The organism is Arsenicicoccus sp. UBA7492 (genome assembly GCF_002479615.1).
Lineage (GTDB): Bacteria > Actinomycetota > Actinomycetes > Actinomycetales > Dermatophilaceae > Arsenicicoccus > Arsenicicoccus bolidensis.
The window spans coordinates 120,596-134,323 of sequence record NZ_DLOE01000048.1; the positions used below are offsets into that span (position 1 = coordinate 120,596).

Below are 13,728 nucleotides of genomic sequence, written 5' to 3' on the forward strand. Positions count from 1 at the left end.
AGAAACGGTCTGGTTCCTTGGAGGATTCCTACAAAGAGCGGGTGGGGAGCGGGTATGCCGGGCCGCTGGTGGACGGGGTCGGCCTCAGCGCCAGGACTGCGGGGCAGGAGCGCCCAGGCGTCCCAGCGCCAGCGCCAGCCGGACGGTGAAGGCGTCGCGCGAGGACGTGAGGTCGTGGCCCGTGACCTGGGCGATCCGACCGAGGCGGTAGCGCACCGTGTTGGGGTGCACGAACAACGCTCGCGCCGTGGCCTCGAGGCTCGGTTCGTCGAGATAGGCGGACGCGGTCTCGAGCAGGCCGCCCCCGCTGTCGACGAGGGGGCGGTGGATGCGGTCGAGCAGCGCCCGTCGCGCGTGGTCGTCCCCCGCGAGGACACGCTCCGGGAGCAGGTCCGAGGCCTCGACGGGCCGCGGCGCGTCGGGCCAGGCCCGGGCCGCGGCGAGTCCCGACAGGGCCGCCCGGGCCGAGCGTCCGGAGGCGAACAGGTGAGGGACGGTGGGCCCCAGCACGACCGGCCCGTCGCCGAAGTAGGCCAGCAGGCGGCCGGCGGCGTCGGCGACGTCGCTCGTGCCGCCCAGGATGACGACGAGGCGCCGACCCTGGACCGCGCTCAGCGCCTCGACGTGGAGGCGGGCCGCGGCCCGGCGCACCGCGTCGATCACGGCGGCGGTGTCCTCGTGCGGGCTCAGACCTGCGACGACGGTGACGTGGCGGATGGACCCCCAGCCCAGCGCGGTGGCGCGGGACCGGAGCGAGTTGTCCGCCTCGCCGCGGATGACGGCGTCCACGACGAGGGACTCGAGCCGGGCGTCCCAGGCGCCCCTGGACTCGGCGGCCTCGGCATACACCTGGGCTGCGGCGAAGGCCACCTCGCGGCTGTAGCGCAGCACCGCCTCCCGCAGGGCCGGCTCGTCGCCCTGCGCAGCCAGGCCCTCGACCTCCTCCTCGACCACCCCCACGACGGAGCGGACCAGGTCCAGCGTCTGGGCGAGCGAGACCGACCGCGTCAGCTCGCGCGGCGCCGTGCCGAACACGTCGGCCGTCACCATGGGCGGTGCGGCGGGGTCGCGCAGCCACCCCAGGAAGCTGCCGATCCCGGCCTGGGCGACCAGCCCCACCCAGCTGCGGTCCTCCGCGCTGAGCGAGCGGTACCACTCGTGCTGCGCCTCGATGCGGGCCGTCGCCGCCGTGGCGAGCATCCCGGCGCTGTCCTGCACGCGCTGCAGCGTGGCGGGCGTGGGGGTCGGACGCGGGGAGGGCACGGCGGCAGCCTAGTTGTATGACGCCGACAAGCCGTCACGCGGATGGCCCACGTTCACCCGGTGGCCGGGCGATCGTCGCCTGTCCGCACTAGCGTCCACCCCCATGAGACGAACCCCCACCGTCGCGGCCGTCGTCCTCGCCGCCGCGCTGCTGCCCGTGACCGCCGCGATGTCCTCCGCCAGCTCGGCCAGCTCGGCCGGCTCCGCTGCCGCCGACGCGTCCTCCGACGACCGCTCGCAGGCGGCCGACCACGGGGGCAAGGACCGCCGCTACACCGACGCCAAGGGCATGCCCTCGCCGCTGGTCGTCGCCCACCGTGGGGCCTCGGGCTACCGCCCCGAGCACACGATCGCGGCCTACGAGCTGGCGGTGCAGATGGGCGCCGACTACATCGAGCCCGACCTGGTCATGACCAAGGACGGTCAGCTGGTCGACCGCCACGAGCCCGAGATCTCGGGCACGACCGACGTCGCCGCCCACCCCGAGTTCGCGTCGCGCAAGACCACCAAGAAGCTCGACGGGGTCGACGTCACCGGCTGGTTCACCGAGGACTTCACCCTCGCCGAGCTGCGGACGCTGCGGGCCAAGGAGCGCCTCGCGACGGTTCGCCAGCGCAACACGATCTACGACGGGCTCTACCAGGCCCCGACCTACGAGGAGGTGCTGCGCCTGCGCGAGCGACTCTCCAAGAAGTACCGCCGCACGATCGGGATCATCCCCGAGATCAAGCACTCCACCTAATTCCACGACAAGGGTCTGGTCCCCGAGCCCCAGGTCGTCGCCCTCACCGAGAAGTACGGCCTCAACAAGCGCAACGCCCCGATGTGGATCCAGTCCTTCGAGATCACCAACCTCAAGGACCTGCGGTTCCGCCACGGCTACAAGGCGAGCTCGACGTTCCTCGCGTGGACCGGCACCGGACCGCTGGACGGCCCCTACGACCTGATCTCCAAGGGTGACAAGCGTCTCTACCAGGACTGGATGACGCCCAAGGGCCTCAAGGAGATCTCGCGCTTCGCCAACGGCGTCGGGCCGGAGAAGTTCTTCGTCATCCCCAAGAAGGCGGACGGCACGCTGGGCCAGCCGACCTCTCTGGTCGGTGACGCCCACCGCCTCGGCCTCAAGGTCGTCCCGTGGACGTTCCGCAACGAGAACCAGTTCATGGCCAAGGACCTGCAGAAGGGCACCAACCCCGCCGACTACGGCAAGGCCATCGAGGAGCAGGTGGCCTACCTGCGCACCGGCCTCGACGGCCTGTTCACCGACAACCCTGACACCGGCGTGGTCGCCCGCGACATCTTCTGGGGCCGTCAGTAGCCCCCGCCCCCTCCGCTCCGTACGCCCAAGATCGTGAGGGTTTGGTCCAAGAAACCTGGACCAAACCCTCACGATCTTTGCTGGTGGTGCGGTGGTGCGGTGGCGTCAGGCGTCGCCGCCCGCGTTGCCGCTGGTGCCGGCGGTGACGTCGCTCAGGCGGTACTTGTCCATCGCCTCCTGGACGACCGAGCGCTCCACGACACCCTGCTTGGCGAGTGCCGCCAGGGTCTGCACGACCATGGACGGGCCGTCGATGTGCAGGTGACGGCGGGCGGCCGCACGCGTGTCGGAGAAGCCGAAGCCGTCCGCGCCCAGCGTGAAGTAGTCGCCCGGGACCCACTCGCGGATCTGGTCCTGCACGGCCCGCATGTAGTCGGACACCGCGACGACCGGACCCGGACGGTCCTTGAGGGCCGTCGTGACGTACGCCTCGGGAGCGTCCTGCGAGGGGTTGAGGAAGGCCTGCTTGTCGGCGGCCATGCCGTCGCGTCGCAGCTCGTTCCACGAGGTGACCGACCACACGTCGGCGGCCACGCCCCAGTCCTTGGCGAGCAGCTCCTGCGCCTCGAGGGCCCACGGGACCCCGACGCCGGAGGCCAGCAGCTGGGCCCGCTTGTCGCCCGCGTCACCGGCGCCCTCGGCCTCCTTGAGGAGGTACATGCCCTTGAGCAGACCCTCGACGTCCAGACCCTCGGGCTCGGCCGGCATGACGATCGGCTCGTTGTAGACCGTCAGGTAGTAGATGACGTCCTCGGCGTTCTCGCCGTACATCCGGCGCAGACCGTCCTGCATGATGTGGGCGATCTCGTAGGAGTAGGCCGGGTCGTAGTGCACGACCGCCTCGTTGGTCGAGGCCAGCAGCGGGGAGTGCCCGTCCATGTGCTGCGTGCCCTCGCCGGTGAGCGTGGTCTTGCCGGCCGTCGCGCCGATGAGGAAGCCGCGGGTCAGCTGGTCGGCGGCGGCCCAGATCGAGTCGCCGGTCCGTTGGAAGCCGAACATCGAGTAGAAGACGTACATCGGCACCATGGGCTCGCCGTGCGTGGCGTATGACGTGCCCGCCGCCGTGAAGGCCGCCATCGAGCCCGCCTCGTTGATGCCGAGGTGCAGGATCTGGCCGTTCTTGGCCTCGCGGTAGGCGAGCATCAGCTCGTGGTCGACCGGGGTGTAGTTCTGCCCGTGCGGGTTGTAGATCTTGATCGTCGGGAAGAACGAGTCCATGCCGAAGGTGCGGGCCTCGTCGGGGATGATCGGCACGACGCGCTGGCCGAACTCCTTGTCGCGCATGAGGTCCTTGAGCAGCCGGACCCACGCCATGGTCGTGGCGATGGTCTGCTTGCCCGAGCCCTTCTTGACCGTTGCGTAGGCCTTGTCCTCCGGCAGCTTGAGGGCCTTGCCGGAGTCACGGCGCGACGGCAGGCCGCCACCGAGCTCCTTGCGCCGCGTCATCATGTAGGCGATGCGGTCGTCGTCCATGCCGGGGTGGTAGTACGGCGGCTGGTAGGGGTCGTCCTCGAGCACCTTGTCGGCGACCGGGATCTCGAGCCGGTCGCGCAGGTCCTTGAGGTCGTCCAGGGCGAACTTCTTCATCTGGTGCGTCGCGTTGCGCCCCGCGAAGTGCTGCCCGAGGAAGTAGCCCTTGATCGTGTGGGCGAGGATGACCGTCGGCACGCCGGTGGTCTCCGTGGCGGCCTTGTAGGCGGCGTACACCTTCGTGTAGTCGTGACCGCCACGGGTGAGACGCCATACCTCGTCGTCGGACCAACCCTCGACCATCTTGGCCGTGCGCGGGTCCCGGCCGAAGAAGTGCTCACGGACGTAGGCGCCGTCGTTGGCCTTGAAGGTCTGGAAGTCGCCGTCGGACGTGGTGTTCATGAGGTTGACCAGCGCGCCGTCGCGGTCCGCCGCGAGCAGCGGGTCCCAGCCGCGGCCCCAGACGACCTTGATGACGTTCCAGCCGGCGCCGCGGAAGAAGCTCTCGAGCTCCTGCATGATCTTGCCGTTGCCGCGCACCGGGCCGTCGAGGCGCTGCAGGTTGCAGTTGACGACGAAGGTGAGGTTGTCGAGCTCCTCGTTGGCGGCCCACTGCAGCGCGCCACGCGACTCGACCTCGTCCATCTCGCCGTCGCCGAGGAAGGCCCACACGTGCTGCTGCGAGGTGTCCTTGATGCCGCGGTTGTGCAGGTAGCGGTTGAACTGCGCCTGGTAGATCGCGTTCATCGGGCCGATGCCCATGGACACGGTGGGGAACTCCCAGAAGTCCGGCATCTGGCGCGGGTGCGGGTAGGACGGGATGGCCTGGACCTTGCCGTCCACCACGTGCGAGTGCTCCTGGCGGAAGCCGTCGAGCTGCTTCTCGTCGAGACGCCCCTCGAGGTAGGCGCGGGCGTACATGCCGGGGGAGGCGTGGCCCTGGAAGAAGATCTGGTCGCCGCCACCGGGGTGGTCCTTGCCGCGCCAGAAGTGGTTCATGCCGACCTCGTAGAGCGTCGCGGCGGACGCGTAGGTCGAGATGTGGCCGCCGACACCGATGCCGGGGCGCTGCGCGCGGTGCACCATCATCGCGGCGTTCCAGCGCAGCAGACGGCGGTAGCCGCGCTCCGTCGTCTCGTCGCCGGGGTACCAGGGCTCACGCTCCGGCGGGATGGTGTTGACGTAGTCCGTGGAGGTCAGCGAGGGGACGCCGACCTGACGCTGGCGGGCCCGCTCCAGGAGCTTGAGCATCACATAGCGTGCTCGCTGCCGTCCGCCCTCGTCGATGATCCCGTCGAGCGACTCGATCCACTCCTGCGTCTCGTCCGAGTCGATGTCGGGGAGCTGGTTCGGCAGTCCGTTGATGATCGGACCGACACCATCGCGTGCCACCACGCCTGTGTCCTTTCCTAGAGGGACCTCCCGGCGCACTGATCAGAGCGCCGGGCGGGACGACCGCCCCCATCCTCCACCCAAGATGGGGTGCAGGTCACACCGGGGACCGATTGCGGGGAGGACGAGACTATTTGGCGCGGATCGGGCCGGGCAAGATCAGCCGCCGGGTGTCTCGTGCGTTGGTTGGGCGGTTGGTTGGGCGGTTGGTTGGCCGGTCGGCTGGCCCGCCGGCTCGCCGGTGTCGATCCGGTCGGGACGGCTGTATGCCGTGAACCGGGGCGGCCGCACGAAGGCGGCCAGGGTGAGGCCCACGTCCCGCGCGAGGTCGACCGCCAGCGAGGACGGCGCCGACACGGCGGACAGCACGGGGACGCCGGCCATCGCGGCCTTCTGGGTCAGCTCGAAGCTCGCCCGCCCGCTGACCTGCAGCACGTGACCGGCCAGGGGGAGCAGACCCTCGCGCGCGGCGGCCCCCAGCACCTTGTCGACCGCGTTGTGACGACCGACGTCCTCACGTACGAGGAGCACCTCGCCGGCGGCCGTGAACAGGCCGGCGGCGTGCACCCCACCAGTCCGGTCGAACGCCCCCTGGTGCTCCCGCAGCCGGTCCGGCATACGGACCAGGTCTGCTGCTCGCACCCGCACCGGGTCGGCGGCCACGTCGTGGGGGAGGCGGGTGCGGATGGCGTCGATGCCGGCCTTGCCGCAGACCCCGCAGGAGCTCGTCGTGTAGGTGCTGCGGGTGGCGCTCGCCAGCGCCTCGACTGACCCCGCTCCTGCACGCAGCGTCACGTCGACGACGTTGTAGGTCGGGGAGCCGTCCTCGCCCTCGTCCAGGCAGTGCATCAGGCCCAGCACGTCGTCCGCCGCCGCGACCACCCCCTCGGTCAGCAGGAAGCCGATCGTGAGGTCGAAGTCGTCCCCGGGCGTACGCATCGTGACCGCGACCACCTCGCCGTGGACCCGGATCTCGAGCGGCTCCTCGACGGCGAGCGTGTCAGGTCGGGGCCGCACCGACACGCGCGGGCCCGCAGCGCCTTCTGCGACCAGTTCTCCGTGGAGCTCGCCGACCGGCTCGTCCACCACGAAACGGGTCGCCGGCACCCTCGTCGTCACTCGTCCCATGCCCGCCAGCCTAGGCGCCGTCACCCTCCGCGACGGCGCACGTCCTTGCCATGCGGCCTCCGATTGGGTGGACTAGACCTCACGACCTCATGGTGAGGCCGTGACCGGAGCGTCCCCCGACGCCCCGGATCCGGACGGAAGGACCAGGACGACAGTGACGACGACCGCGGAAGCGGCCGCTGCGGCAGCCCATCTGACCAAGCTCGGGCTCGTCGAGGGCGCGGTGGTGCAGGAGTTCGGCTACGACGACGACGTCGACCTCGACCTGCGCGACCGGCTCATGGAGCACATCGGTTCCGACCTCGTGGACGAGGACCACGGTGACGTGGTCGACGCGGTGCTGTTCTGGCACCGCGACGGCGACGGTGACCTCGTCGACGCGGTCGTGGACGGCCTGACCGACCTGGACGACCAGGGCTTCATCGTGCTGATGACGCCCCGGGCCGGCCGGGACGGGCACGTCGAGCCCGCCGAGATCGCCGAGGCCGCCACGACGGCCGGGCTGCACGTCTCCGGGGCGCTCACCGGCTCCTCCGACTGGACTGGCACCCGCCTGGTCCCGCCGCGCGCCAAGAAGAAGTAGCATCGCGAGGCGCCGGGGCGGTCGGCATACGGCACCGCCCCGTCGCTGAGTTGCGCCTGGGGCGCGGGTTGACAGACTGGGGCCATGAGCGACTCCCAGACCGCACCGTCCGTGGGCTCCGAGGCCCCCGACTTCACCCTCAAGAACCAGTTCGGCGAGGACGTGACCCTGTCCTCGTTCCGCGGTGACAAGAACGTCGTCGTCGTCTTCTACCCCTTCGCCTTCTCCGGGATCTGCACCGGCGAGCTGTGCGAGATCCGCGACAACATCGCCGGCTTCCAGGGCGACGACGTGCAGGTGCTGGCCGTCTCGTGCGACCCGATGTTCACGCTGCGCGCGTGGGCCGAGGACCAGCGCTACGACTTCCCGCTGCTGTCCGACTTCTGGCCGCACGGCACGGTGGCGCAGGACTACGGCGTCTTCCTCGAGGGCGGTGGCCTGGCCAAGCGCGGCACCTTCCTCGTCGACAAGGACGGCAAGGTCGCCTGGACCCTCGTCAACGAGCCCGGCGAGGCCCGCGACTTCAGCGGCTACCACGAGGCGCTGGCGGGGCTCCGCTCCGCCTGACGACCCGCCGGGGGCGGAGGCATTGACCGGCCGTCGTCCGGCAGGTCGATGCACCTGCCCCCGGCAGGTCGCGAGCCGTGGCGCGTCCGTCCTCCTCGGCCCTGGCACAATGGGCGACCGCGACGCCCGCCAGGTCGTCGCGACGGGGCCTGTAGCTCAGCTGGTAGAGCACTGCGTTTACACCGCAGCTGTCGTCGGTTCGAACCCGGCCGGGCCCACATGGACAGCGCCGCGCACGACGGCCACCGCACCCCCTCGCTCGCCGAGGTCCTGGAGGTGCTGCGTGGCCTCTATCCCGAGGACACCGCCCAGTCGTGGGACCAGGTGGGCCTGGTGACCGGCGACCCGGACCAGCCGGTCCGCTCGGTGCTCCTGGCCGTCGACCCCACGCTCGACGTCATCGACGAGGCCCGTGAGCTGGGCGCCGACCTGCTCGTCACCCACCATCCGCTGCTGCTCCGTGGCGTGCACAGCGTGGCGACGACCTCGGCCAAGGGGGCCGCCGTCACGCGACTGGTCGTGGCGGACATCGCGCTCTACTGCGCCCACACCAGCGCCGATGTCGCCGCCACCGGGGTGTCGCAGGCCCTGGCCGACGCCCTCGAGCTCGGCGGGGTCAAGCCGCTGGCGATGGAGGAGGGACAGCCGCTCGGGCGCGTCGGGCAGCTCGCGCAGCCCACGAGCCTGCGGTCCCTGGTGGAGCGGCTGGCCGCGGTCCTGCCCCCGGCCCCGGTCGGCATCCGTGTCTCCGGGCCGGCCGACGCGCAGGTGAGCCGCGTGGCGGTGCTCGGCGGCGCAGGCGACAGCCTGTTCGACGAGGTCCGGGCGAGCGGGGCCGACGTCTACATCACCTCTGACCTGCGGCACCACCCGGCCCTGGAGGCGCGCGAGGAGGCGGGCGGCGGCCCGCCATACCTCGTGGACGCCGGCCACTTCGCGACGGAGTGGCTGTGGCTGGACGTCGCGCGCCACGCCTTGCTGGAGGGTCTGTCGGCTCGCGGGGCTACGGTGGACGTCACGGTGTCGACCCGCACGACCGACCCCTGGACCTTCCTCGTCCGCACCGACGACGACCGCAGCAGCTCCGACCACACCCAACCCCAGGGCACCGGCCCTGCCCGACCCAAGGAGGACGCCGGTGAAGGCTGAACCCGCACGCCAGTGGCGCCTGCTCGATCTCGCCGAGCTCGACACCCGTCTGGACCAGATCGCCCACCGCCTCCGCTCCTCCGACGAGCAGCGCGCCGTCGACGCCGCCACCCAGCGCCGGCAGGCCCTCGACACCGACCTGGTGCTCGCCCGCACCGCGGTCAGCGACGTCCAGCGCGAGATCAAGCGCGCGGAGGACGAGGTGCAGATGGTCCGTGACCGGATGACCCGCAACCAGGCGCGTCTCGACTCCGGCCAGGGCACGGCCAAGGACCTGCAGGCGATGCAGCACGAGCTCGAGTCCCTGCACCGGCGCCAGGGCACCCTGGAGGACCTCGAGCTGGAGGTGATGGAGCGGGCCGAGGAGCACCAGAGCACGCTCGACCGGCTCGAGGCCCGCGCCTCCGAGCTGCAGTCCGAGCTCGACGAGGCCACCACGGCCCGCGACCGCCTCGTGCGCGACCTCGAGTCCGAGCGCGAGCAGGCGACGGGCCGGCGCGAGGGCATCGCATCCGGGGTGGGCGAGGACCTGCTGGGGCTCTACACCAAGGTGCGCGAGCAGGTCGGCGGCGTCGGTGCCGCTGCGCTGCGCCAGCGCCGTTGCGAGGGCTGCCACATGGAGCTCAACAACGTCGACCTCGGCCGCATCCGCTCCGCGGCCGACGACGAGGTCCTCCGCTGCGAGGAGTGCCGACGGATCCTCGTGCGCACCGCCGAGTCGGGGCTGTGACGCGGCTCGTCGTCGAGGCCGACGGCGGGTCGCGGGGCAACCCGGGGGTCGCCGGCTATGGCGCCCTGGTGCGTGACGGGGCCACCGGTCGGGTGCTGGCCGAGCGGGCGGCCCCCCTCGGCAAGCACAGCAACAACGTCGCGGAGTACTCCGGCCTCATCGCCGGCCTCGAGGCGGCGGCGCGCATCGACCTGGCCGCCGACGTCGAGGTCCGCATGGACTCCAAGCTGGTCGTCGAGCAGATGGCCGGCCGGTGGAAGATCAAGCACGAGGACATGCGTCGCCTCGCCCTCGAGGCCCGCGAGCTGTGCAGCGCCCGATCGGCTGCCGGCGGGTCGGTCCGCTTCACCTGGATCCCGCGCGCCGACAACAAGGACGCGGACAAGCTGTCCAACGACGGCATGGACGGCCTCACGATTGACCGGTCGTATGCCGACGGGCCCGACGCGACGGCCGTCGACGCAACGCGCCCGGCCGCCGTCAGCGAGCGCCACCCTGACGGGCCGGCCGACCAGCCGGACAAGGGCCTCGTCACCGACCCCGTGCCCGGGGCCGCGGCAGACCTCGGCGCCCCGACCCGCATCCTGCTCGTGCGGCACGGCCTCACCGACTTCACCGTCAAGGGCCGGCTGGACGGTCGCGGGGGAGGCGACCCGGTGCTCAACCCGGACGGGGAGGCCCAGGCGCAGGCCTGCGCTGCGGCCGTGCGACGGCTCGTGGGGACCGAGGTGCGCGTGGTCACGAGCGCCCTGCGTCGCGCCCGGCAGACCGGCGACGCGATCGCCGAGGCTCTCGGCACGACCGCGACGAGCGACGAGCGGTTCGACGAGCAGGGCCTCGGTGACTGGGACGGTAAGTCGATGGCCCAGGTCGCGGCGCGCTGGCCGGACGAGCTGGCCGCGCTCCGCACCGACCCGGCCTACGCCCGCCCCGGCGGCGAGAGCCACGACGAGCTGCGGGACCGTGTCCTCGCCGGCTGGCGGGACGTCGTCGACGCCGGTGGGACGACCGTGCTGGTCGGGCACCGCAAACCCTTCCTCGTCGTGCTCGCCGAGGTGCTGGGCATGCCGCACGACCGGTTCTGGCGGCTGGCCCTGGCGCCCGGGTCGCTCACCGGCGTCGAGGTGTGGGCCGACGGCAACGCCTCCGTCTCGTTCGTCAACCGGACGTCGCACCTCTGATCCCCGGCGTCGGTCTTGCGTCGTGGGAGGGTCCGGCATACGACCACGACCGAGGCGTGGTGGATCGTCGCCGTTGCCGCGCGATCCTCGTCCGTGGCGGGTTGCCGCGCGCGTGCTCGCTCGCATCGCGGGTGGCGTGCTGCAACAGACCACGGACACCAGTCGGATCCACCGGCAGCGGTCGGCGCCACGACCACCGGCCTTCGTCACCCCAGCCTGGGGTGCGAAGGCGGGCGGATGTGACTACCTCGGGTAGGTCCATCGGCCTGGGGTGCCAACCCCGGCGAGTGTGACTACCTCGGGTAGGTGTCGAGGATCCAGGAGCGGCCGACGCGCTCCGGCGGCTCCAGCGCCACCTCGAACCCCGCCGCCAGGGCGTCCGCCAGAGCGCGTGGCGACCGCGGCGTCGCCGGCAGCTCGCAGATCGCCCGCGCGACCAGCCCACGCGTGTGCTTGGCCATGTGCGTGGCGCCGGGCACCCGCACGTGCACCCAGCGCCGGGCGAGCTCCCCCGATGGAGGCCAGGCTGCGGCATACGTGCTGGACCGGCAGTCGACGACCAGACCGGACCCGGCCGCGGCGGTGAGCACCGGGCCGACCCGCGGGCGCCACCACGTTGCGAGCGGCCCCAGCGAGCCGAGCCGCACACCCATCGACAGCCGGTATGGCGCCACGCGGTCCGTCAGGCGCAGCGCGCCGTGCAGCGCGGACTGGACCACCACGAACCTGCGGGCCCGCCGCAGCCCCGCCGCGTCGAGGGACGCGAGGTCCAGCGCGTCGTAGAGCACCCCCGTGTAGAGCTCGGCCACCGGCACGGCGTGGGCCGTCTCCAGGCGCAGGTTGCGGGCGATCTCGTCGGTCAGCCCGGGCGACACGCCGAGCGCGTCGGCAGCATGGGGCCTCCCGGACACCGCAGCGAGCTCGCGCACCACGTCGAGCCGCGCCGGCGTCAGCTCCGGCCAGGACAGCGACTCGGGGCGCCAGCGCCGACCCCGGGCGCGGGACGACTTCGACTCCGACGGGGGCAGCAGGATCAGCACCGGGACAGCCTAGGGCCCCCTAGAGTGACCTCCATGGCTGCGACCCGCACGATCCTGACCTCTGAGCCCGGCGGTGACGAGCTGCACCGCGCGTTCGACGAGATCCGCGCCGAGCTCGACGTCCCGGGGGAGTTCCCCGCCGAGGCGCTGGCCGAGGCGGAGCAGGCCGCCGCGCGCCCGGTCCGGGTCGGCGCGGACCTGACCGCGCTCCCGTTCATCACCATCGACCCCGAGGGATCGATGGACCTCGACCAGGCCATGCACCTGGAGCGGGACGGTGCGGGCGGGGTGCGCGTGCTCTACGCCATCGCCGACGTGCCGGCCTACGTGCGCCCGGGTGGCGCCATCGACACCGAGGCCAGGCGTCGCGGCCAGACGATCTATGCCCCCGACCGCCGGACGCCCCTGCACCCCACCCGGCTCAGCGAGGACGCGGCGAGCCTGCTGCCCGGCGTCGAGCGGCCGGCCTTCGTGTGGGACCTGCGCGTCGACGCCGACGGTGACGTCCGCCTCGAGTCCCTCGACCGCGCCATGGTGCGCTCCGCGGCGCGGCTCGACTACGACCAGGTGCAGCGCGACCTCGACGCAGGCACCGCCGACCCGATGCTCGGGCTGCTGCGCGACGTGGGTCTGGCGCGGCAGGCGCAGGAGCGGGCCCGCGGCGGCGCCAGCCTCCCGATGCCCGAGCAGGAGGTCAACGGCGACGCCGAGCACGGCTACCGCCTCGAGCTGCGACCCCTCGCCCCCGTCGAGGACTGGAACGCCCAGATCTCCCTCATGACCGGCATGGCGGCGGCCGAGGTCATGCTCGCGGCCGGCGTGGGGATCCTGCGCACCATGCCTCCCGCCGACGAGCGCGACGTGGCGCGGCTGCGTCGCCAGTGCGCGGCGCTGGGGGTGCCCTGGGCCCCCGGCCAGCCGTACGGCGAGATGCTCCAGTCCCTGGACCGCACCGACCCTCGGCACCTCGCGATCATCCACGCCGCCACGACGCTGTTCCGCGGCGCGTCCTACACGCCCTTCGACGGGGCCGCGCCCGAGCAGGCCCGCCACGCCGCGCTGGCCGCCGGCTATGCCCACGTCACCGCTCCGCTGCGGCGCCTGGTCGACCGGTTCGGCCTCGTCGTGTGCGAGGCCGCCGTGGCCGGCACGGACGTCCCCGACTGGGCGCGGGCGGCGCTGCCCACCCTCCCCGAGCTCATGCGGTCCTCGGACCGTCGCGCCAAGGCCGTCGAGCGCGCCTGCACCGACGCCGTCGAGGCCGCCGTGCTCGCACCTCGCCTGGGGGAGACCTTCACCGCGAGCGTCGTCGACCTCTCCGACAAGGGACCCTCCCTCGTCCAGCTCGTCGACCTGCCCGTGCTGGCTCCCTGCGCCGGTGACGACCTCGAGCTGGGGAGCACCCTCGAGGTCCGTCTCGTCGAGGCGTCGGTGGAGCGACGTCGGGTGGCCTTCGAGGCGGTGGGCGCGGCGTCATACGGCCGGTAGACTCTGCCCCGGGATGAGTCGGTCGGGCGATCGCGTCACCGTCATGGTGCCGAGGAACGTCCGGGCTTCGAAGGGCAAGGTGGTGGCTAACGGCCACCCGGGGCGACCCGCGGGACAGTGCCACAGAGAACAGACCGCCAGGACGTTCGCAGAGCGGCCTGGTAAGGGTGAAACGGTGGTGCAAGAGACCACCAGCGCCGTGGGTGACCACGGCGGCTAGGTAAACCCCACCTGAAGCAAGCTCAGACAGTGCGCGTCCGAGGGCTGCCCGCCCGAGCGCACGGGTAGAGCGCTCGAGGTGGCCGGCAACGGCCACCCTAGATGGATGATCGCCCATCCCCGGGAGACCGGGGTGGACAGAACCCGGCGTACAGACCGACTCATCCCGCCCACGGGCCGGTCACGGGATCACTACACTG

At 72.1% G+C, this 13,728-nt stretch carries 10 protein-coding genes, 1 tRNA gene, 1 other RNA gene and 1 pseudogene; 9 read left to right on the forward strand and 4 right to left on the reverse strand.

Annotation, left to right across the window (positions count from 1 at the left end; translation table 11 throughout):
• Window positions 1-84: 84 nt before the first annotated feature.
• Window positions 85-1,263, reverse strand: coding sequence for a PucR family transcriptional regulator (locus B4E97_RS14790; RefSeq protein WP_286960477.1), 1,179 nt, complete (start codon window positions 1,261-1,263; stop codon window positions 85-87).
• A 289-nt stretch (window positions 1,264-1,552) separates the two neighbouring features.
• Here B4E97_RS14790 and B4E97_RS14795 point away from each other — a divergent pair.
• Window positions 1,553-2,581 (forward strand): annotated as a pseudogene (locus B4E97_RS14795) (glycerophosphodiester phosphodiesterase).
• Between the two features lie 105 nt (window positions 2,582-2,686).
• Here B4E97_RS14795 and aceE read toward each other — a convergent pair.
• Both aceE and fdhD read right to left on the reverse strand, forming a co-directional pair.
• Window positions 2,687-5,446: a pyruvate dehydrogenase (acetyl-transferring), homodimeric type gene (gene aceE / locus B4E97_RS14800; protein WP_019284671.1), complete on the reverse strand. Its 2,760-nt coding sequence runs from the start codon at window positions 5,444-5,446 to the stop codon at window positions 2,687-2,689.
• 156 nt (window positions 5,447-5,602) lie between these two features.
• On the reverse strand, window positions 5,603-6,571 hold the full coding sequence (fdhD, locus tag B4E97_RS14805; protein WP_286960478.1) for a formate dehydrogenase accessory sulfurtransferase FdhD: 969 nt from the start codon (window positions 6,569-6,571) through the stop codon (window positions 5,603-5,605).
• Window positions 6,572-6,725: 154 nt separating this feature from the next.
• Here fdhD and B4E97_RS14810 point away from each other — a divergent pair, with 154 nt between their 5' ends.
• From B4E97_RS14810 to B4E97_RS14835, 6 genes are all read left to right on the forward strand, one after another.
• Complete coding sequence (locus B4E97_RS14810) at window positions 6,726-7,154, forward strand: DUF3052 domain-containing protein (RefSeq protein WP_286960480.1); 429 nt, start codon at window positions 6,726-6,728, stop codon at window positions 7,152-7,154.
• Between the two features lie 84 nt (window positions 7,155-7,238).
• Entirely contained in the window at window positions 7,239-7,721 is a 483-nt protein-coding gene (locus B4E97_RS14815; protein WP_286960481.1) for a peroxiredoxin, read from the forward strand.
• Between the two features lie 145 nt (window positions 7,722-7,866).
• A tRNA-Val gene (locus tag B4E97_RS14820) sits at window positions 7,867-7,939 on the forward strand.
• A gap of 1 nt (window position 7,940) precedes the next feature.
• Window positions 7,941-8,870 (forward strand): Nif3-like dinuclear metal center hexameric protein, encoded by a 930-nt coding sequence (locus B4E97_RS14825; protein WP_019284676.1) that lies wholly within the window; start codon window positions 7,941-7,943, stop codon window positions 8,868-8,870.
• Window positions 8,860-9,600: a zinc ribbon domain-containing protein gene (locus B4E97_RS14830; protein ID WP_019284677.1), complete on the forward strand. Its 741-nt coding sequence runs from the start codon at window positions 8,860-8,862 to the stop codon at window positions 9,598-9,600. The genes B4E97_RS14825 and B4E97_RS14830 overlap by 11 nt, the downstream gene beginning before the upstream one ends.
• Entirely contained in the window at window positions 9,597-10,781 is a 1,185-nt protein-coding gene (locus tag B4E97_RS14835; RefSeq protein WP_286960482.1) for a bifunctional RNase H/acid phosphatase, read from the forward strand. Before B4E97_RS14830 ends, B4E97_RS14835 begins: the two co-directional genes overlap by 4 nt.
• Window positions 10,782-11,074: 293 nt before the next feature.
• Here the strand turns inward: B4E97_RS14835 and B4E97_RS14840 are convergent, their stop codons facing one another.
• Window positions 11,075-11,821, reverse strand: coding sequence for a YaaA family protein (locus B4E97_RS14840; RefSeq protein WP_286960483.1), 747 nt, complete (start codon window positions 11,819-11,821; stop codon window positions 11,075-11,077).
• 33 nt (window positions 11,822-11,854) lie between these two features.
• On the opposite strand from B4E97_RS14840, the gene B4E97_RS14845 reads away from it, so the two are divergent.
• Window positions 11,855-13,309: an RNB domain-containing ribonuclease gene (locus tag B4E97_RS14845; RefSeq protein WP_239263641.1), complete on the forward strand. Its 1,455-nt coding sequence runs from the start codon at window positions 11,855-11,857 to the stop codon at window positions 13,307-13,309.
• 14 nt (window positions 13,310-13,323) lie between these two features.
• Window positions 13,324-13,696, forward strand: an RNA gene (gene rnpB / locus B4E97_RS14850) — RNase P RNA component class A.
• The last annotated feature ends 32 nt before the right edge of the window (window positions 13,697-13,728 follow it).

Excerpts from the sequence above, each read along its gene's own strand:
- fdhD (WP_286960478.1), bottom strand. The coding sequence starts at position 6,571 with ATGGGACGAGTGACGACGAGGGTGCCGGCGACCCGTTTCGTGGTGGAC.
- B4E97_RS14815 (WP_286960481.1), top strand. The coding sequence starts at position 7,239 with ATGAGCGACTCCCAGACCGCACCGTCCGTGGGCTCCGAGGCCCCCGAC.
- B4E97_RS14825 (WP_019284676.1), top strand. The coding sequence starts at position 7,941 with ATGGACAGCGCCGCGCACGACGGCCACCGCACCCCCTCGCTCGCCGAG.
- B4E97_RS14845 (WP_239263641.1), top strand. The coding sequence starts at position 11,855 with ATGGCTGCGACCCGCACGATCCTGACCTCTGAGCCCGGCGGTGACGAG.